19 protein-coding genes are annotated in these 19476 nt (G+C 42.5%); 8 read left to right on the top strand and 11 right to left on the bottom strand.

The genetic code is table 11. The features are described from left to right. The 4 genes from PNK_RS04175 to PNK_RS04160 form a co-directional block, all read right to left on the bottom strand. Complete coding sequence (locus PNK_RS04175) at positions 1-1173, bottom strand: class I SAM-dependent rRNA methyltransferase (RefSeq protein WP_059060491.1); 1173 nt, start codon at positions 1171-1173, stop codon at positions 1-3. A gap of 207 nt (positions 1174-1380) precedes the next feature. Beyond that, positions 1381-1779 carry a DUF423 domain-containing protein gene (locus PNK_RS04170; protein ID WP_231909291.1) on the bottom strand — a complete coding sequence of 133 codons (399 nt, stop codon included), beginning with the start codon at positions 1777-1779 and terminating at the stop codon, positions 1381-1383. Positions 1780-1783: 4 nt separating this feature from the next. Continuing rightward, entirely contained in the window at positions 1784-2233 is a 450-nt protein-coding gene (locus PNK_RS04165; protein ID WP_059060489.1) for a YbhB/YbcL family Raf kinase inhibitor-like protein, read from the bottom strand. Between the two features lie 8 nt (positions 2234-2241). Beyond that, positions 2242-2700 carry a hypothetical protein gene (locus PNK_RS04160; protein WP_158021694.1) on the bottom strand — a complete coding sequence of 153 codons (459 nt, stop codon included), beginning with the start codon at positions 2698-2700 and terminating at the stop codon, positions 2242-2244. 173 nt (positions 2701-2873) lie between these two features. On the opposite strand from PNK_RS04160, the gene PNK_RS04155 reads away from it, so the two are divergent. After that, on the top strand, positions 2874-3647 hold the full coding sequence (locus PNK_RS04155) for a class I SAM-dependent methyltransferase (RefSeq protein WP_059060486.1): 774 nt from the start codon (positions 2874-2876) through the stop codon (positions 3645-3647). 293 nt (positions 3648-3940) lie between these two features. On the opposite strand, the gene PNK_RS04150 is transcribed toward PNK_RS04155, so the two are convergent. The 3 genes from PNK_RS04150 to leuS form a co-directional block, all read right to left on the bottom strand. Further along, positions 3941-5185, bottom strand: a complete 1245-nt coding sequence (locus PNK_RS04150) for an autotransporter family protein (protein WP_269446531.1) — start codon at positions 5183-5185, stop codon at positions 3941-3943. Positions 5186-5189: 4 nt separating this feature from the next. Continuing rightward, the gene (locus tag PNK_RS13860) at positions 5190-6647 is read right to left on the bottom strand and encodes an autotransporter outer membrane beta-barrel domain-containing protein (protein ID WP_158021693.1); all 1458 of its coding nucleotides are present in this window, start codon (positions 6645-6647) and stop codon (positions 5190-5192) included. Positions 6648-7254: 607 nt separating this feature from the next. Next, positions 7255-9792 carry a leucine--tRNA ligase gene (leuS, locus tag PNK_RS04140; RefSeq protein ID WP_059060480.1) on the bottom strand — a complete coding sequence of 846 codons (2538 nt, stop codon included), beginning with the start codon at positions 9790-9792 and terminating at the stop codon, positions 7255-7257. A gap of 355 nt (positions 9793-10147) precedes the next feature. Between leuS and rnr the strand changes: the two genes are divergently transcribed. The 4 genes from rnr (at position 10148) to PNK_RS04120 (ending at position 14518) form a co-directional block, all read left to right on the top strand. Continuing rightward, positions 10148-12502: a ribonuclease R gene (gene rnr, locus PNK_RS04135; RefSeq protein ID WP_079992803.1), complete on the top strand. Its 2355-nt coding sequence runs from the start codon at positions 10148-10150 to the stop codon at positions 12500-12502. Positions 12503-12750: 248 nt separating this feature from the next. Continuing rightward, on the top strand, positions 12751-13464 hold the full coding sequence (locus PNK_RS04130; RefSeq protein WP_079992802.1) for a DUF502 domain-containing protein: 714 nt from the start codon (positions 12751-12753) through the stop codon (positions 13462-13464). Continuing rightward, entirely contained in the window at positions 13461-14096 is a 636-nt protein-coding gene (locus tag PNK_RS04125; RefSeq protein WP_059060478.1) for a DUF502 domain-containing protein, read from the top strand. The genes PNK_RS04130 and PNK_RS04125 overlap by 4 nt, the downstream gene beginning before the upstream one ends. Then, a complete protein-coding gene (locus PNK_RS04120) occupies positions 14093-14518 on the top strand; it encodes a DNA polymerase III subunit chi (RefSeq protein WP_032125338.1) in 426 nt (141 codons plus the stop codon). Before PNK_RS04125 ends, PNK_RS04120 begins: the two co-directional genes overlap by 4 nt. Positions 14519-14583: 65 nt before the next feature. On the opposite strand, the gene PNK_RS04115 is transcribed toward PNK_RS04120, so the two are convergent. From PNK_RS04115 to PNK_RS04100, 4 genes are all read right to left on the bottom strand, one after another. Continuing rightward, a complete protein-coding gene (locus PNK_RS04115) occupies positions 14584-14880 on the bottom strand; it encodes a putative quinol monooxygenase (protein ID WP_231909289.1) in 297 nt (98 codons plus the stop codon). A gap of 168 nt (positions 14881-15048) precedes the next feature. Continuing rightward, entirely contained in the window at positions 15049-15882 is an 834-nt protein-coding gene (locus PNK_RS04110; protein WP_158021692.1) for a hypothetical protein, read from the bottom strand. A 143-nt stretch (positions 15883-16025) separates the two neighbouring features. Then, the gene (locus tag PNK_RS04105; protein ID WP_059060475.1) at positions 16026-16436 is read right to left on the bottom strand and encodes a hypothetical protein; all 411 of its coding nucleotides are present in this window, start codon (positions 16434-16436) and stop codon (positions 16026-16028) included. After that, the gene (locus PNK_RS04100) at positions 16429-17937 is read right to left on the bottom strand and encodes a hypothetical protein (RefSeq protein WP_059060473.1); all 1509 of its coding nucleotides are present in this window, start codon (positions 17935-17937) and stop codon (positions 16429-16431) included. Before PNK_RS04100 ends, PNK_RS04105 begins: the two co-directional genes overlap by 8 nt. A gap of 307 nt (positions 17938-18244) precedes the next feature. On the opposite strand from PNK_RS04100, the gene PNK_RS13630 reads away from it, so the two are divergent. From PNK_RS13630 to ybeY, 3 genes are all read left to right on the top strand, one after another. Beyond that, on the top strand, positions 18245-18418 hold the full coding sequence (locus PNK_RS13630) for a hypothetical protein (RefSeq protein ID WP_173636862.1): 174 nt from the start codon (positions 18245-18247) through the stop codon (positions 18416-18418). A 36-nt stretch (positions 18419-18454) separates the two neighbouring features. Next, positions 18455-18616, top strand: coding sequence for a small basic protein (locus PNK_RS13000; protein WP_079992801.1), 162 nt, complete (start codon positions 18455-18457; stop codon positions 18614-18616). Between the two features lie 169 nt (positions 18617-18785). Next, positions 18786-19238 carry an rRNA maturation RNase YbeY gene (ybeY, locus tag PNK_RS04095; protein WP_032125333.1) on the top strand — a complete coding sequence of 151 codons (453 nt, stop codon included), beginning with the start codon at positions 18786-18788 and terminating at the stop codon, positions 19236-19238. Positions 19239-19476 lie beyond the last annotated feature (238 nt).

Genomic DNA, 19476 nt, shown 5'->3' with positions numbered 1-19476 from the left:
TTATTCGACGTAAAGGAGCAGGCTTTTCAAATAGTCGCTTTCAGGATGGAAAAGATTGACAGGATGATCCCCCGCCAAGCGGTGTTTTCCAATGATGCGCACTTTGCGTTTAGCGTCTACCGCCGCTTGAAAAACAACCTTTTGAAATAAACTTTCATCTACATGGTGTGAACAAGAACAGGTCAAAAGAAGCGAACTGGCTGGCATCTTTTGCATGGCAAGGCGATTGATGTCTTTATAGCCGCGGCAAGCAGGCACAATATCTTTATGCCTTTTTGCAAAAGCCGGAGGATCTAAAATTACCAGATCATAAGGCAGACTGCTTTCTCGTAAAAAAGCAAACACATCAGCACAAATAAATCCTTGTTCAGCCGCATTAAAGCCGTTCAAGCCAATATGCCTCTTGGATGCATCAACAGCCTCTTGAGAGATATCCACCGAATCCACATGCTTGGCACCCCCGGCCAAAGCGTAGACGCTAAAGCCCCCTGTATAAGAAAATGCATTCAAAACTCGCTTTCCATGGGATAGCGAACGAATCCATTGCCTCATTTCTCGATGATCGAGAAAAAAACCGGTCTTTTGCGACTTCATCACAGAGGTTGTAAACGTCAGGCCATTCTCAAGAAATGCAATCTCTGGAACATCCTCTCCGGCCAATAAACCTTGAACATCTCCAAGTCCCTCCTCTTTACGCGACGGCAAGGCTGATTTTTCATAAATAGAGCGCGGCTGAAAATGTTTCTGCAATGTTTCGATTAACCAAGGCTTAAGCAAGTCGATTCCTTTGGTAGCGCTTTGCAAGACAAAGACATCACCATACACATCGATTGTCAAACCCGGGATCCCATCCCCTTCACCGTGAAGCAAGCGGAATGCATTTGTCACTTGCGGATCAAATAATTGCTTTCTTAAGGCCCATGCCGCTAACAAGCTTTGTTCGATGCTTTCTAAGGGAGGCGTTGCATCAAAAGAGACCATGCGTCCCGCAATGCCGGAACGTCGATTAAAGTAACCGCTCCCAAGCAATTGCCCCTCTGAAGAATAAACGGGAAGAATGTGACCATCTTGAAATGCAGGATAGGCTTGCACGGCTCCTGAAAAAATCCAATGGTGGTAGTTTCGTACAGCTTTATCTTTGCCGGGTTTTAAAATGACACCGTTTTTTTGCATGAAATCACGAGAGGGTTAGGCTTTTAGACTTTTTCGCATCCGCTGGCGGAACGATCGATTTAAAACGTTAGACAAAAACAATTCTGCAAAAAGTCTAATCCATGAAAGATTAAATGAATAGATGAAAGATCTAAGGTTTTCACATTCATAATGCCTACATTCAAATCATTTCTAGGCAGGTTAAATTTCAATTTGACACGCCTTTGACTAGCCTTGACGAGTAAGCATCCCTCCAAGAACCAAACAAGCCCAGCCAATGAGCAAAAAGAGGCCGCCGACAGGGGTGATTATTCCCCAACTTCTCACTTCTGTTAAGACGAGGATGTACAAACTTCCTGAAAACAGCACTGTTCCCAAAATAAATGACCACCCTGCCGCAGCGAACCATGAAGAAGCAAAAGGTCCAAGACAGAGAGCCACTATAATCAAGGCTAAAGCGTGATAAATTTGATAACGTACAGCAACTTCAAAGACGTTAAGATAGTCAGGAGAAAGTTTAGAACGCAAAAGATGGGCCCCAAAGGCTCCAGCTCCTATTGAAAGCATTCCCAATAAAGCCCCAAAAACGAAGAAAAATTGCTGCTGAAATGACATGGATGTTGACACTCTCTTAGCGTTGATACGTTCCAATTAATTCAGCTCTTTCAATGATATGCCCTTTCATAGCCTCTTCCACATCCGTCTTTTTAGATCCTTCAGGAATAGAGAGCTCTTGGTCCAACGCATAAAGCTTAAAAAAATAGCGGTGGGGCTTTCCTGGCGGAGGAGCTGGACCGCGGTAAATGGATTGACCGAACCCATTTATCCCCTGTTTAGACTCTACACTCACACGAAGCTCGGGAGCCCCTTCTGATAATTCTTCAAGTCTTGGCGGAATATTCCAGACAATCCAATGATCAAATGTGCCTCGCGGCGCATCGGGATCATCGACAATCAATGCCAAACTTTTGGCACTAGAGGGAAGCTGTAAAAATTTCAAAGGAGGAGAAATGTCGGCTCCATCGCCTGTGTATTTAGATGGAATAGGATGCTGAGACTCAAAAACCGACTCAATGATCATTCGACCACCTATGCTTGTTTGCTTTTACCAGACTCTTGAATTTTTTGTGAAAAAGCCTTCCACTTCTCTTTTAAATTTTTGACAGTTTCATCAGAAACCATTTCTGTATTTAACTTAGCAAATAAAGAGGCGATTAACTCACCAATGTTTTTCTGGGCTACTGTCGATGGCTGCGTTTTATGATAAGTGAAAAATGTGTTTAAAGCCTGCGCAATGCGCTCGTTAATTTGCTTGCCTTGCGCCAAAACAAGTTTTCTGTTTTCAAGCACATCGGTATCAATCGTCTCATTTATTCTTTCCAGATCACGAATGATATCTATAATATCCGTTTTGGTAACGGCATTCGCATTCTGCTTGCATTTATTTTCTAACGTTTCAATTTTGGCGGACAGGCTATCAACTTGTTGCTGGAAATTCGCCTTTGATAAAGGATCACTAACCATATAACTAACTCCTAAAGACACCATTGATTGAGACTCCCTTTCAGCATTTAAACATTTTTTGGCATCATATCAACTAAAATTAAATGCGTCAATTGCATTATTTGATTCTAATTGATACTAATATGAGTCGAAGCTCGACAAAAAATAACTGATCATGAGATTCTTAGACAAAAAAAAATTCGGAAAAATTGATATTTATGGCAAAACAACCTACTACATCTTGGAATTCTGTTGGTCGCTGGTACGATGATGCTGTTGGCGAACAAGGACACTATTATCATCAAAATATTATCATTCCAAACATCGTAAAAATGCTCAATTTTTCGGACAAAGAAAAGGCAGCAGCATTGTTGGATTTGGCTTGCGGTCAAGGCGTTTTAAGCCGCCATCTTCCGCCACATGTCTCTTACACTGGAATCGATATCGCCCCCCAATTGATCACTTCCGCTCGTCAATACAATCGCAATCCTAACCATCAATTCATGCAGGGAGATGCAACCTATCCACTCCCCACAAAAAAAACAGATTTTACCCACGCGACCATCATTTTGGCCCTTCAAAATATTGAAGCCCCTCTCAAAGTTTTCCAAAATGCAGCTCGCCACCTTCAACCGAACGCTCCCTTTATCATTGTTCTCAACCACCCATGCTTTCGCATTCCCCGCCAATCTTCTTGGAAAGTAGATCAAGAAAATAAAGTCCAATATCGCCGCATCGACCGCTACATGTCAGACATGAAAATTCCGATTCAAATGCATCCGGGGAAAGGGAAAGAATCGCAACAAACTTGGTCTTTCCACCATCCTTTGTCCTCTTATACTCACTGGCTATATGAAACAGGATTCACCGTTGATCTCATCGAAGAGTGGTGCTCGAATAAGATCAGCGAAGGAAAGGCTGCCAAAATGGAAAACCGCAGTCGGGAAGAAATCCCGCTCTTCATGGCCCTTCTTGCAAGAAAAAAAGGCTAATTCTTTCTTTCAAAATGTCAGCCACTCGGATGAGTGGCTGCACTAGTCATAGCGCATTCATCTCCCATCATCTTTCTTTAACCTCGCCGCAGATCTTTAAAATAACCCCTAAAAAATAACCCTTCACGCTTTCTAGATTTTTGCAAGAATCTTACATATGCTGAACAGCTTGTTAGGCAACACATGACCAGTCTCTTTGCCGCCAATAAATTGCTGAATGTGCAGATTAAGCTACACAGCTTCTAGAACAGCCTCTTGAGGCTGATGAAGCCATGCAACTTAAGCATAGATTGTTAGAAATTTGCTTGAAGACCCGCCATTCCCCCATAAGAATATCCACGGCCATTAAGATAAACATCTCCGCTAAAAGAACCATAAAAAGAGATACTATCTGTAAGCTGAGCCGTCACCCCAAAACTGCCTTCAAACCAACTACCATGTAAATCAGAAACAAAACCTATCGGCCCTTCTCCTGAAGGAAAGAATGTTTTAGACTTACCATGAAAGTCGTGCCAAATATCAGTTCTAATCCATACAGTTAATTGACGAGCTTCATTAGAAGGAAAAGCCCCGAGACACCAGGTATTAAACAAACGTACACCAAACCTTCCCAAAACAGATTGGGTTCTATGAAAATCAATTTTGGCAATGAATTCTCTTGCGTCATGTAAGGACAATGTCTGATAAACAACTTGAGCTTGAGGCTCCAAAGTAAAATATTTAAGTTTCCAGGGATACCCCGCTTCAACCGACCCCATAAAATCTTGACCGTGAGTTTTTAAAGACCGAATGCGTCTCGAGTCAGCTTTAATGCGATCGTACCAACTAGTCTGAAGCACACTATCTATATACCATCCGGAACAACCAAAGTGTGTCCAATAAGCTCCGGCTGTATAAGCATTAAATTTATTCGTACCTGCATTTATATGAGCAATAAAATGCCTTACACTGCTTCTACCGCGTCCAATAACCCCTAAAACTCCCACATGATCGCGGCTGCCATCCCAATGGATTCCTCGATAAATGTCCACGCCTGCTTGAAAAGCCGAAAAGTTGAATTTGAAATTAGGGCCATGATGGAAAATATCTCCCCCATGCTGCTTGCCATTCTGATTGATGAAACGAGTCCAGAAATTTTTAAAAAATGAACTTGTATTGAAGTCATAGCATTCGCATTCACATTGCTGAGATATATCACCCACGCGTTGATGTAATGTGTCAAGCAATGCGCGCCCATAAAGCAATACTGTAGAAGGTAAGGCGGAATACAAAGAAACTTCCCGTCTGAAATGAGGAATCGGAGGAGGAGTTGGTGGAACTGGTGGTGTTGGAGGAATAGGGATAGGAGGAATTGGAATTGGTGGAACAGGTGTTGGAGGCGTAGGAGATGGAGGAGTTGGATCCAGAGTAGAGCGCAGATACCAATTATCAGGATCTGTGCCATCCATATCGCCGCGGAATAGGGCATATTCATAAGGACCCGCGATCACCAAATTCCCTAAAGAAAAAGCATCAGGGCTCGTTGTTCCTCCATTGATTGCATCAACGACTAAAATTCCGTCGCCAACTGTCAGCGCTCCTCCCCCCTGTCGTATTATGAATCGTCAAGGCTGTACTACCCGAAGCTGTTCCACCGTTAATAATAAGCAGATCTGAAGGTGAGCCATCCCCTCCCAAAAATGTATTAAGCCCCATGGAACCGTTTTGACCGATATAAGGACCGCTTACTGTCAATGTTTTAAAAATGTCTCCTTGAGCGACGAAATCAATGATTCCGGCATTTATCAATTGATTTGTAATAGTCGAATTGGCTGTTAAATTCCAAGTACTTGAATTGACTGCAAGGTTTGTGACATCCAATGCTGCGCCCGTCCATGTGGAATTACCTAAAGTCACGTTACCCGTATTGCCACTTATTACCTGCATATCTCCTGAAAGATTAGAAGTGTCAGCAATCCAGTTTAAAGTAGCAGGATTAGACCCGTCGACTAAAAGAAGACGATGATTGGCTGCAGCATCTGCGGAAACACCCGTAAAATTTATATTTGCAATTCCTCCGGCAATTGAAATTAAATCCTCATTTGCTGCAGAAAAAGTTGTATTCGTAGCCTGAAGCGCATTAACTCTTCCAACATTCCCAAAAGTTGTTATAGCGCTTGCCCCATTTCCATTTGTTGAAATAGCGGAATTGGAGATGTTTGCTTGGTTGTCTGCGCTAAAACCTATCATGAAAATGCCCTGAGCATTTGTCCCCGAAGTCTCGATGCTGCTATCAAATACATTGCCTGTACTTCCATCTTGAATGACAAATCCGTGAGCATTGTTGCCACCAGCTGTAGTGACACTTGTGTTATTTTGTAGCGTGATTGTTGTGTTATTTTGAGCATAAGCGCCAAATACAGCGGCATTGGCATTGATATTGACTGCCGTGTTGTCCACAACAATTGAAGCGCCCCCATCAATAGAATGTACGCCATACACTTCACTATTAATCGTGCTATCTTGGACAACAATAGAAGAGCCATTTCTAGCGACTACGGCCCCAAAAGAAGGAGGACCTACGCCTTGTGCTGTATTAATGATGCAATTATTAAGAGAGGCGGAGCTTGCAGCGCCGGTGCCCAAACCTACATCAACCCCCTCTCCTCCATTAGCAGTTGTTGTAATGGTGCAATTCGTCGCATTGACTGCATTCCCCCCCAACTGCACAAACAAGCCGACTCCTGCTGTTCCGTTTGTCTGAATACTCACATTGTCCAAAGTTAATAGTGAGTTCGTTCCCAATAATTGAGCGCCATTAGTGGATGCACCTATTGTCAAAATGCTACCGGTATTAAAACTCATTTTCCCACTATTGAGAAAAAGCGCATTTGCACTGGCTGTTGTAAAAGAAACGTTGTTGAGGTTTATGGTGGAGCCAGTCCGATTGGCATACGCTCCATAGGCTCCACCACCACTTGTTGTAACCGATCCATTACTAAAATTGATCGTCCCAGCCAAGTTGGACTGTAACCCCGGAGTCGCAACAGTGGTAATAGTACACCCACTTTCTGTTGCAGTTGTCCCATTTACAACAATCCCCGACCCCGGTATAGGACAGGCTGCATGAGAAGCCGTATTAAGAAAACTGAAGAATATGAAGGTAAAGAATACACTTCTCGGTTGCTTTAAATACATGTTGTTCTACCTAGTTAGCCAATGCCTTCCCTAAAATATTTTAGACCAAGGCCATCATTATACTTTGGTTTCATTCATTCTCTAGCAAAGGAACAAGCCCTTTTCCTCGTGAACTTACTGTATAAGAGCAGCGAGCAGTGCATGGTAATTCGATATATGTAAAGACACGATTTGGCTAAAGTCTGATCAATATCAATTAAAGCTATTAAATACTATAAATATGATTATGAAAGTCATAGATTTACTAATTAGCACAGATGGACAGGTAGAGGTACTTAGCTGTGGAAAATTGAAAGAGAATGAAGAATAAAGAATAAACTCTTCGAGGTCTTTTCCAAATGAGGGAATGAGCAGCTCAATCCTTTAAAGAAATCTCCTCGAATGCTTGCTTTACACGTCAGGCTATGCAGCCTGACGTGTAAAAGAGACTTTAAGCTAGTACAATGCTGAGAAGCTTGTTTGGCACAAAAATGACCTTTTCAATCTCTTTGCCACCAATAAATTGCTGAATGTGCGGGTTAAGCTTAGCAGCTTCCAGAACAGCCTCTTGAGGCTGATCTTTCGGCAACTCAAAGCGCCCTCTCACCTTTCCATTGACCTGTACGACGTAAGTGATCACCTCGTCTTGCAAATACTTTTCCTCTATCTGGGGAAAAGGTGTATAAGAAAGCGATTCTTCACAATTCAGTTGCTCCCAAACCTCTTCGGCAAGATGTGGTGCAAAGGGAGCCAGCACTTGGGTTGCCATGCGAACGACAATGCGAGGGTAGATGGGAAGCTTTGTAAAATCATTCATAAATTCCATCATCTTCGCAATCGCCGTATTAAACTGCAGCGACTCGACGTCCTTGGTCACACCGTGAACCAAACGATGTCCAAGCTTTAAGGCCTCATCAGAAATTTCATTCGACACTTTCTCAGAAAAAGCCATGTCGTAAAAACGGTTGAGGAAACGACGCGCTCCAGAAACAGCATCGGTATTCCACACTTTTTCTTTATCTAGAGGCCCCATAAACATTTCATAGATGCGAAGAGCATCTGCACCATATTCTTGAATAACGTCATCTGGACTTTCTCCATTCAACTTACTCTTTGACATCTTATCGATTTGGCTAGTCAACTCCTCCCCAGTGCGCCGGTCGTAATACTTGCCCTCTTTTTCTTGAACATGCTGAGGTTCGACGTAAGCGCGGGACTGATTCTGATAGGAACGAGCAACAACCAACCCCTGATTGCGCAGTGTTTGGAAAGGCTCAAGCGTGTGGACATAGCCGCAATCATAGAGCACTTTATGCCAAAAACGAGCATACAGAAGGTGTAAAACGGCATGTTCCACTCCGCCTACGTATAAATCGACAGGAAGCCAATACTTTTCTTTTTCTGGATCAAATGCCTGCTTGTCGTTGTGCGGATCGCAAAAACGCAGGTAATACCAGCAAGACCCTGCCCATTGAGGCATGATATTGGTATCACGAAAAGCTTTCTTGCCAGTTTTTGCATCGACAATCTCTACCCATTCACGAACTTGCGTCAGCGGTCCCTTGCCATCCCCCGTTGGTTTGTAGTTGGTAATCTCTGGCGGGCATAAAGGAAGCTCATCTTCATCTAAGATGCGGATTGAGCCATCTTCAAACTTCAGCAATGGGAATGGCTCGCCCCAATAGCGCTGGCGTGAAAAAAGCCAGTCGCGCAATTTATAGGTTGTTGCGGCCTTTCCTTTCTTATTCTTTTCTAGCCATTCGATCGTGGCACGCTTAGCCTCTTCCACCTTTAAGCCATTCAGAGTCAAGTCACCGTGCGAACTATTAATGCTAATCCCTTCTCCTGGCCAGCATTTCTTTCCAGCAACGACATCTTGCCGAATACTTTCTTCTTCATCTTGAGGGTCATAAACAGGAATAATCGGCAGCTTAAAGCTTGTCGCAAATTCAAAATCGCGCTCATCGTGAGCTGGAACAGCCATGATAGAGCCCGTTCCCACATTCATGAGCACATAGTCAGAAATCCAGATCGGAACCGATTGGCCATTAACAGGATTGATGGCATACGCTCCTGTGAAAACGCCTGTCTTTTCACGATTCAATTCGGTACGGTCTAAGTCGCTCTTGCTAGCTACCTGAGCCTGATAGTCTTCAACAGCACTAAGTTGCTCAGCTGTTGTTATGCGAGGAACTAAGGGATGCTCCGGTGCCAAAACGACGTAAGTGGCCCCAAATAAGGTATCCGGACGAGTCGTAAAAACTGAAATAGGCTCCTTTGTCGACGCTTCAGTAAACTGTACGTGAGCCCCTTCGCTCTTTCCGATCCAATTGATTTGCAACTTCTTTAAGCTTTCAGGCCAGTCTAGCAAATCCAAATCTTGAATGAGGCGATCAGCGTAAGCCGTAATTTTTAGAATCCACTGCCGAAGAGGTCTTCGCTCAACTGGATATCCCCCATCTTTAGTTTTGCCATCTTCAATCTCTTCATTGGCCAATACTGTACCAAGGGCTGGGCAGTAATTGACGAGCATTTCAGCCTCATAGGCCAGCCCTTTTTCATAAAGCTTCGTGAAGATCCATTGCGTCCATTTATAGTAACTTGGATCACTCGTAGCCAATTCTCGATCCCAGTCATAGCTAAATCCAAGAGAACGAAGCTGGCGGCGGTAATTGTCAATATTTTCTTGTGTAGACTTAGCTGGATGAGTGCCTGTCCGAATGGCATATTGTTCTGCCGGCAATCCAAAGCTATCCCATCCCATTGGGTGCAGCACATTATATCCTTTGGCCCGCATATAGCGAGAAAGAATATCAGTCGCCGTGTAGCCAACAACATGCCCCACGTGGAGCCCAGCTCCGGAAGGATAAGGGAACATGTCCAAAATGTAGTATTTCGGCTTTTGAACATCGTCTTCGGTTTTATAAGTCTTATTTTCCAACCAAAACTTTTGCCATTTAGTTTCAATCTGTTGATGATCGTATTTCATTTTTTTCCATCAGGTTAACATAATATTTGCGATTGCAAGCCACCAACCATGCGAATAATTGGCATTTGAATCACTTAAAATTCAACGCAATCATACCATTTAGAAACTTTCATGCTAAGTAAAACCCGACTTGCTATCTTCATAGGCTGTAAGTCGGGTTTAAATCGTCCTAAAAGGAGTAAAATTTTTTCGGAATAGTGCGAATTTTTTTTGCAACTTTTTGGCAATTTTAGCATACAAATCAATCGATCTGATTTGGTAAACACCCTCTAACGCTGAATTAGTCTAGCATAGATTAACAACCTATGTTACAGTCGCTTTTTTAAATTACATACAAGGATATTTCGTTAATTTTATGGTAAAAAGCAGCAAAAAGTCAAAACAAAAGGAACCGTCCGGAAGAAGTGCTAAAGAAGAGAAATTGTTTAGTAATTTATTTAAAATTACAGAGCAATTTATGGGCGGCAAAAGTTTTATGCCTTTGAGCAAAGAGGAGTTAATGCAACGCCTCGCTTTACCTCCACAGCATGAACCGATTTTCCAAGATGTTCTCAACGAATTAGTCGAATCGAATTTAGTTCTATGCGAGCAGAATCGCTATGCCTGGAAAAAATCACGCTCAGACGTAGTGACCGGCACAATCAAAATGCATCCACGCGGATTCGGCTTTGTTCAACTCAACGCGCCAACCGACTACGACCAAGATATCTTCATTCCAAAGCACCTGACTAAAAATGCTGTTGATGGCGATGTCGTCGAAGTACTCGTCAATCAAGAAGTCATCTCAGATAAAGGCCCGGAAGGAAAAGTCATCGCCATTTTATCAAGAGGCAGAACTCACATGGCTGGAATCATCCGTCATGTCGATCAAGAAGGCTCATTTATCGTCCACGTCCCCCTCCTTGGAACGCAGCAACGCGTTGTACTCCATCCAACCGATGAGCGTGCCTTGCAAATTGGCGATCGCATTGTCATGGAAATTGTCGATTGGGGATCAAAAGAAACAGAAACGCTTTGCCGCTTTTCACACTACTTAGGGCACATCTCTGATCCATCATGTGACATTTATGCCGCCATTGAAGAATTTGAGCTAAGATCTGATTTTACAACGCGTGCAATAGAAGAAGCCGAAAGTCTTGGAAAAGTGGTCTCACAAAAAGATATTAAAAGTAGAGAAGATCTAAGACACCTGACAACCTTTACTATCGATCCTGATACAGCTAAAGACTTTGACGACGCCTTAAGTTTAACGCGCGATGACAATGGCATTTATCATCTAGGGGTGCACATTGCAGACGTCTCTCATTATGTGAGGCCGGGCACAGCCCTGGATGCCGAAGCACAGGTTCGCTGCAACTCCACTTACTTTCCCGGCTGCTGCATTCCCATGCTGCCAGGAGCCCTATCCGAAAACTTATGTAGCTTGAAACCTAATGTCAACCGTTTGGCAGTTTCAGTTTTAATGCGCATCGATGCATCCGGAAAGTTAATCGACTATCGCTTTAGCCGCTCAGTCATCAAAAGCTGCAAGCGCTTCACCTACAAAGAAGCTAAAAAAGTGCTTGATGGGCAAAAAAGCAGCCCTCATAAAGCCAACTTAGATCTCATGGTGGAGTTATGCCGGCTCTTTAAACAAAAGCGCTATGAACGCGGTAGCATTGAGTTTTCACTGCCCGAGCTCGTTGTCTTGGTGGATGAGAAAGGCAAGCCCCATGCAACTGATTACATCACTTATGACATTACGCACCAGATGGTAGAAGAGTTCATGCTAAAGGCTAACGAAGTCGTGGCATGGGACTTGAGCGAACGCGGCAAAAACCTCACCTATCGCATTCACGATGAACCGGCTGAAGAAAATTTACGCGACTTCTCGGTCTTGGCGACGGCTTTCGGTTTTAGATTGCCTGACATACCAACTCCTCGCGATCTTCAAAAGCTTTTTGAAGAAGCTGGAGAAACGGCCTACAGCAACTACCTGGCTTCCAGCTACATTCGCCGCATGCGCCTCGCTGCCTATTCGGCCGAAAATATTGGGCATTATGGCTTAAGTTTAACACACTATTGCCACTTTACGAGCCCTATTCGGCGCTATGTAGACCTCGTCGTACACCGCATTCTCTTCGGTGAAAGCGACGTTTTTGAATATCTCCAACAAGTCGCAAGCCAATGCTCTGAGCAAGAGCGAATCAGTGCCAAGGCAGAAAATAGCGTTGTCGTTTTAAAGAAATTGCGCCTGCTTCAAGAAATGCATCAGAAAGATCCGAGTCAAGAATTTCGCGCCATCATCACACGCGTTAAAAACTTTGGCATCTACTTTGAGATCATAGATCTTCTATTAGAGGGATTCATTCACATCTCAGATCTTGGTGAGGATTATTTTGTTTTCGAAGATGAGCAGATGCTCTTGCGGGGCACGCGCCATGGAGCGCGCTATGCACCAGGCGACAATCTTGTCGTCATGCTTGAAAGCGTTGACTTTATCTCTCAAGAAACAAAATGGTATATTGTCGCCTCTGACAGCCCTCAACGAACAGGAGAAACCCTAAAGCAACACAAAAAAGCTTCTCAAAAGAAATCAGAAAAGTTTTTCAATAAAAAATGGGCTCCAAAAAAGAGCTCGCAAAAAAACACCGCGCGCCCCAAAAACGTTAAATCTTCTAAAAACCGCTCCTCTTCTAAAAAAAGCAAAAAAAAGCCTGGAAAAAAGTAGTCGCCGCTAAAACCTCTAATCTTAAGCTACTTGCTATGGTAAAATAAGAACTTTCCAGTTATCATTTTACCATATTAATGTGCTTTCGAAACCGCAAAGGATTAAGTAAACTAGAAATTGGAATCAACAGGATTCCTTTTTTAGTTCCCTGACAATATTCATGTCCTGTTTGGTTTCATTCTATTTACCACTCTTTGTCAAAAACACTCCTTGATCCTATGTCAAGGTGAATAAAGGTTCATGATACCATGAAAAAATTCTTCATTACGGGGCTTGTGATACTGCTTCCCGTTGCCCTCACGCTTGCCATCGTTATCTTCGTCTTTAACCTATTGACAACGCCTTTTCTAGGAATAGTCAAGACGGTCTTCGATCACTACGATTTATTTGCACAAGGATTTCTGTTCTTAAGCGCCAAACAATTGCAAAATCTCCTGGCCCAGCTGCTGATATTAACAAGCTTATTTTTCATCACCATCGGACTTGGGTTTATCGTGCGGTGGTTTTTTTTCCGTAGCTTGATCAAATTCGCCGAATACATTGTCAAGCAAATCCCCCTTGTCAGCTCAATTTACAAAACATGCAAAGACGTCATCAAAACCTTGTTCAATTCAAACACTAACTCCTTCAAACAGGTTGTCTTAGTTCGCTTCCCCAATGCTGCGACTTATTCAATAGGCTTTATTACCCGCGAAGGATTGCCAGGCTTACAGGAAACTCCCTTTGCCAGTGCCGTCACCGTATTCGTTCCAACCACTCCCAATCCCACATCGGGCTTCCTTGTCATCTACCGCCAAGAAGACCTGGTCTATTTAGATATGAAGGTCGAAGAGGCTTTTAAATACATCATTTCGTGCGGAATGATCGCACCGTCTTTTAATCCCATCCAAAAAGGGCCCGCCCCTCAAGCAGAGAAAATATTCTCTCCTTTGATTTCTCAAGAAAGCTGTGAGGCATCATGAGGAAAAATTTTTCGACAGGTATTGCTATCTTATTGCCTATTGCCTTGACTTGCATCATTGTGGGCTTTTTAGTTAATTTTCTTACTACCCCATTTTTGGATGCAGCTCAAGGAATGCTCGCTAAATTGAGCCTCTCCTTGCCCTCGCAAGATAATATTTTTACAACATTTGCGAGCAAGCTTGTTATCTTGGTTACCTTAACCCTTTTCATTTCATTCGTCGGTTTAGTCGGGCAGCTGTTTTTGATTGATTACTGCCTTAAGCTAGGCAATACCCTCCTTCTACATGTCCCTTACATCAATAAAATTTACAAGGCATGCCAAGACGTTGTGCATAGTGCATTTTCCTCAAGTTCCAGCTCTTTTTCCCACGTCGTGTTAGTCCCTTATCCTTCAACAGACAGCTTAAGCCTTGGATTTGTCGCTCAAGATTCATTAAAGCTACAAAAAGAAGATGCATTCGCCGTTTTCGTGCCCGGAACCCCCAATCCTTCAGTGGGCTTCATGCTAAAGTTTAGAAAGGAAGAGCTTATATTCGTCGATATGAAGGTTGAAGAGGCGATGAAATGTGTGATATCGTGCGGAACTGTCATGCCCGATTTTAGAACTATTCAACCCAATGACCTGCCATGAAACAATCAATTCCAAAAATTATTTTCTACAGAGTCAAAGACAATCAAGCCAAGATTCGATTCATCTGCACAAAAGCGCAGGAAGCTCTAAATCAAGAAAAGCGATTATTAATTTTAGTGCCTAATCCAGAAGCCGGCCATTACATCGACACTCTCTTGTGGCGCCAGCCGGAAGAAGATTTTCTCCCTCATGTATTCACCCAGTCTTCGACAATGGAATGGATTGCAATTACAACTCAAGAAGGAGCTAATCTCAATCAAGCCGATCTCCTTCTAAATTTATGCTCACACAGCGTTCAGACGTACCAGCCATATCATGAAATTTACGAACTTTATGACGAAACCCATCCCCAGAAGCTTGAAAGCTCTAAGCAGCGGCTCAAAGACTATCTGGATAAAGGGCTCTTTGTTAAAGAACTTTAAAATGCGAGCAGAAAAAGCGGCAGAGATCATTCACGACCTCTTCGCTACTACTTGAAAAAGCGATTCTACACCTTTTTTAAGAGGTCAATCTCAACAGGCTTTGCAAGCAGTTCGTGCGATCTCTCTACAAAATCCGCGATGTGCTTGCTAGCTAAATGCCTATCTAACAACTCCTTACTTTCCCACTCTTCGTGGAAAATAAAGACGTTTTTTTCTTCTATACTCTCATACAGCTCATAAGAGCGGCATCCCTCTTCTTTAAGAGTGGAAGCAACAAGATTCTCTAAGACTTCTTTCGTTGCAAGAACTTGATCTTGTCGGGCAGTGATTTTTGCAATCACGGTTAACATATTTCCTCTCATAAATGCTGCATTTGCTAGTCAGCCTTCAACCATCAAAAATATAGACACTTACTTTAATTTTAAACAATAAAACAAGCCTTGCCTTGGATTGAGAAACGTCATCCAGGAAATGAGGGTATATAAATCAAATCCATGTGATTTATACACCCTCTAAGCAAGGCAATGGCTTTATAATGAAGTTGAATCGGAACTATTATTGTACATATATCCTCTCAGATCATGGCTCCTAGGATACTCTCGCTCCTTTCTAATGTAAAGAATGGCATCTTGAAAAAGATCAAAAATATCTTCCAGATCATTTTTATCCAAGTAATCTCGCTCCCCAGCTTCCCGAAGCAACTGAACCTCGATTTTATTAGCCAAATCTTTTGCACTTTCTGGAGAAGAAAGGTTAAGCTCCATCAATTCTTTAGCCAATTCATCGTATATCCCTTTCACTCTTTGAACCATCGATTGCTTGGCATTGTCAGCATCTTTAGAACGAGTTGGATTAATTCCCGTTATATATAAAGAAAGCATGTTAAGAGCGACAGAGCTTATTGCCCCTACCGTCCCAGAAATTGCCGCGACTCTGAGCGTTGAAAGGCTCGTCGTCCCCAAAAGGCCTATAAAGCTTGAAGATGAAATCACCGTAAAAGGTAAAATGGCATACTTCAAACAACCTAAATTCAGACGCGCTTCTCGATGACTAGCCTTAAAAACCTCGATGTGCTCTTCAAGAAATGGGGACTTTTCACCATCTTTTTTGAATGTACTCAAATAGCACAACCGGATCCGGTCTATCCGACGAAAGTTTTGATCTTCCATGGAGGGAAGATAAAGACCGCAAAGCCTCTTTAAAGCATCCTCATCGCTAACATGGGGAACAATAGCCTGAAAATGCTCTTTAGCCGCCTCGACAGTCATCTGGTCGATAGAAGACATCTCGATCACAAACTCATTCGCATTCACCTCCTCTTGAGGTGATTGATAAGGCGTTTGTTCTATTATTGTATTACTCACTGAACTACTCATCATTATCCTTAAAAAATTTATTATTATTCCACAATTCAATGGATGTGGGTTTTCACTCAAATAGATTAGTTACTAATCATTTAAGAAATGAATAGCGCTTTTACGCGGCTATTCACAAAAAAAATAAAAATTTAAAGAGGCAGAGTTGGAGGATGAGCCTGAGAAGAGAGAACATTTAGCCGATGAAATTGATAGGATATGAATGGCTGCCATAGCGACGAGTGAAAAGCTAGTGACGCATTCATTTGAAATGGAATGGCCAAATCAAATTCGAGCAGGATTTTCTTCAAATAGCTGAAAGAGATAAATCCCTGTTTAACAGAAGAAGAAAGCAGGCAGAAAATAGGCTTTTGGGGCACTTTTGGAAGGTGATAGCTCGTCGATTGAACCCCGAAGGCAGCCTCGCCAATCTGCTCACTTCTTGCTGATTCCTGGTTAGCGGGATCGCTATAAGAAAAATACGTTAGGCTACAAATAGTTAGCAACAGCACAATAAAGCGCACCATGAATAAATGGATGCTAAAAAAAACCTTCTTACTCATCCTGCATGGCCACTTTGGTAGATTTGAACGGAATGGCCTTAGAAAGCTTTTGCATCAAGTCTCCGAGCAATTGAAAACCCCATGCACAAATTATGCTCAACATGATCATGAATAAGAGCGATCCATAAACGCCCTTTTTAATTCCACTATTCCCGATGCCAATTCCCCTAGCCACAAAGCGGGTTCCTAAAGAAATTGCCGACTGAATCGAATGAAAAAGAGTCTTTAGCCCATTTCGAAAGAGTTGAAAGACCTGAGACACATTGTTAATCAAGAAGCCAAATCCTTTTAAGAAGACAACTAAACAAGACGCTGCCGCCTTAAAACTTCCTTTGAAAATAAGCTGAAAGAGGCTATTTCCCATAACTTTTTGAATGATTAACTGCAAAAAGGCTGGCCAGCTAGCAAAGCGCGAAGTAGAGCAAAGCCAATCGAGTGTCTCTTGATAGCTCACCTGCTTTAATTTTTCTTGCCCTTGCTGCAAAAGCTGCAATGCTCGCTGCTTCTTCTGTCCGCAAAACCCCTTGAAACGCAGCCTTTGACCGCGCAAAAAGCTAAAAGCCTGCCGCCATGTAGGCTGCAATGCTTGCTGATAAATGCGTCTCAGAGGATTCAACAGCTTCGCAATCCCCTGCTTGCCGCGCTCAGCTTGTTTTGCGAGCCATTCAGTCCCTTTACGAGCCGCCGTACTGGAAACCTCGAATTTTCCCTTCCACTTTTGTCCGACCGACTCAAAGCGGCCGCTCAAGCGCTGCAATTGAACTCCACCCCACTGAGGAATCTGCGCGATCCAATTAAACGATGCCTTCACGTGATTGAGCTGCGTCGTTGCCCATTCTTGAACTGCACGCTTGCCATTTTGAACCCGGTCCTGCAAACGCTTGCCCAAGTGCCCCACTCTCTCAGAAGTGCGCTTAAATAGCTGCATTGTCTGATTAATTTTCTTCAATCGGCTCTTAATCTGCACTAAAACCTGTTTAACAAACACCTGAGCGGTCTGCCGCATGCGATGGAAAGCCTGCCCAATATCTAGGGCCAACCTTACAATCGGCCTAATCAGGCGCTGCACAAGCTGCTGCATAGATAGAACCGCCTGCCTGACCTTTTGCTGAACAACTTCGATGCGCTTTTTAACCTTCTGCTTAACTTTCTCAGCTACTGTTGTGCAAATCGTCATGATAGCCGGCAAGCCACGGACCAAAATCCATTTTGGCATTCCATAGATAACGAAATAAGGAGGAAAAGCGACCGCTAAAAAAAGATACTTTCCAACACGCATAAACCCTGTTTGGAAAATCATGTATTTCGAAGTATGCCGCAGGCGATTCAAGGCTTCTTTCTTTAACTGATCGCGCGAAATCTCAAGCGTATCTTTATTGATCGGTTGCGTAGCCGTGACTGGCTCCTGCCTTACATCAACTCTCTTCCCCGCATCATAGAAATTTGAATAATTATTCGGATCGCAACGAGTCAAACTGTCTGATGTGTGGCGAATTGCCATAAAATCCTCTATAAAGTGAAACAAATCTATAAATTATTACAAGTATAATATCAAACTTAAAATTAATTTTAAATATAATTATCAAAAGCATTTTAACAATTAATTTTACAAACGCTATATTCAAGTAATTTTTACAAGAGTTCAATTGATGAATTTGGGTTATAGGTTTAAATTTCGTTGTTGAGTCATAAAATGAGAGAGTCATTTGAGTGAGCATTGCCATTAACTTATCATAATCACGAAAAAAGCTTGCACATTTTCATCCATCTTTCTATACTAATAGCTTGCATTTATAAGGAGAATTCACATGGTTCGTATGAGTAAACAAGGCGAAAGACGCAATCGTTTTCCTCGCAAGCATCGTAAGCCTAGCATCAAAACTGGTCCAGTTCAAGATAATCTACCTAATGGTTTTAAAGCACATGCTAACGCCATTGAAGGCGATCTCGCTGCAGCCGTTTTTATCCCTAAAATTAAATAAAGCTTACGCTTTAAGTCTGAAATGAAAGGTTAACACATGTCTAGACATCCAAGTTTTGGTAAAGCAGGTAAGACTGCATCTAAGCGCAACGTTTTAAAGCGCTTTGAAAGAATTGACGTTTTGAAAAAGATTGGCCGTTGGAAAGAGTCAGAAAACAAACGTATTACAGGTCTTCCTAAGACTCCTGTCTTACAATAATAGCTTCCCTCCTCTATTCAACATATTTCTTTTTTATTCCATTTTAAAGAGTGTTTAAAGTGATTGCGAATCATTAGACAGACACTCTTTAAAATGTATATGTATAAGTTCTGAAAAATGGTTTTTAGAACTTTCCTATCTTTTTTTCTACTAACAAACGTTTTCCATCGTGATTATTAACGTTTTTGACCAACAAGAGTCATTAAAATTTTCCCTTGACCAACTAGACCCACTCGTCGAGCAGGTTTTGCAAGAGGAAAATCGCACGTGCGACGAAGTCAGCGTGTATTTTGTCGACACTCCTACGATTTCCAATTTACATCTGGAATACTTTGATGACGGTTCTACCACTGATTGCATCTCATTTCCATTAGATGAAGAGGATGATTCTCCTTATCGCGTTCTAGGTGATGTTTTCATCTGCCCTGAAACTGCGATTCATTATGCGCAGGCTCATAATCTCGACCCTTACGAAGAAGCAACTCTGTACCTTGTTCATGGCCTTTTGCATTTAATGGGCTATGATGACATTGAAGAAGAGGATCAAAGAGAAATGAGGCAAGCAGAGCAAAGGCATATGAATCGGCTCAAAGATCTCAATCTTTGCCTAAAACCCTTATAAGGGAACCCATCCCAGCTCTAAAGAAGTTTTTCTAAAAATTAAAATGTTTTATATAAGAAGAACGGATTAGAATGAGTGGAAGCTCGAGCTCGGATACAATCACTTTAAGCCCAACTTGCTATCTATGAATAGGTCCGAGTATGACTACCATCATAGGCAGCTTGGCTTTAAATCCAAGTACAGATGCCTAAGAATTTTTTAGATACCATTCGAAAAAGGCTCTAATACAATCACAAGA

Source organism: Candidatus Protochlamydia naegleriophila, assembly GCF_001499655.1.
Classification (GTDB): Bacteria; Chlamydiota; Chlamydiia; order Chlamydiales; family Parachlamydiaceae; genus Protochlamydia; species Protochlamydia naegleriophila.
This window is presented reverse-complemented; position numbering and strand designations above follow the sequence as displayed.

Excerpts from the sequence above, each read along its gene's own strand:
- PNK_RS04155 (WP_059060486.1), top strand. The coding sequence starts at position 2,874 with ATGGCAAAACAACCTACTACATCTTGGAATTCTGTTGGTCGCTGGTAC.
- rnr (WP_079992803.1), top strand. The coding sequence starts at position 10,148 with ATGGTAAAAAGCAGCAAAAAGTCAAAACAAAAGGAACCGTCCGGAAGA.
- PNK_RS04115 (WP_231909289.1), bottom strand. The coding sequence starts at position 14,880 with ATGAGAGGAAATATGTTAACCGTGATTGCAAAAATCACTGCCCGACAA.
- PNK_RS04130 (WP_079992802.1), top strand. The coding sequence starts at position 12,751 with ATGAAAAAATTCTTCATTACGGGGCTTGTGATACTGCTTCCCGTTGCC.
- PNK_RS04175 (WP_059060491.1), bottom strand. The coding sequence starts at position 1,173 with ATGCAAAAAAACGGTGTCATTTTAAAACCCGGCAAAGATAAAGCTGTA.
- PNK_RS13630 (WP_173636862.1), top strand. The coding sequence starts at position 18,245 with ATGGTTCGTATGAGTAAACAAGGCGAAAGACGCAATCGTTTTCCTCGC.
- PNK_RS04100 (WP_059060473.1), bottom strand. The coding sequence starts at position 17,937 with ATGGCAATTCGCCACACATCAGACAGTTTGACTCGTTGCGATCCGAAT.
- PNK_RS04120 (WP_032125338.1), top strand. The coding sequence starts at position 14,093 with ATGAAACAATCAATTCCAAAAATTATTTTCTACAGAGTCAAAGACAAT.
- PNK_RS13000 (WP_079992801.1), top strand. The coding sequence starts at position 18,455 with ATGTCTAGACATCCAAGTTTTGGTAAAGCAGGTAAGACTGCATCTAAG.
- PNK_RS04160 (WP_158021694.1), bottom strand. The coding sequence starts at position 2,700 with ATGGTGTCTTTAGGAGTTAGTTATATGGTTAGTGATCCTTTATCAAAG.
- PNK_RS04165 (WP_059060489.1), bottom strand. The coding sequence starts at position 2,233 with ATGATCATTGAGTCGGTTTTTGAGTCTCAGCATCCTATTCCATCTAAA.
- PNK_RS04125 (WP_059060478.1), top strand. The coding sequence starts at position 13,461 with ATGAGGAAAAATTTTTCGACAGGTATTGCTATCTTATTGCCTATTGCC.
- leuS (WP_059060480.1), bottom strand. The coding sequence starts at position 9,792 with ATGAAATACGATCATCAACAGATTGAAACTAAATGGCAAAAGTTTTGG.
- PNK_RS04105 (WP_059060475.1), bottom strand. The coding sequence starts at position 16,436 with ATGAGTAAGAAGGTTTTTTTTAGCATCCATTTATTCATGGTGCGCTTT.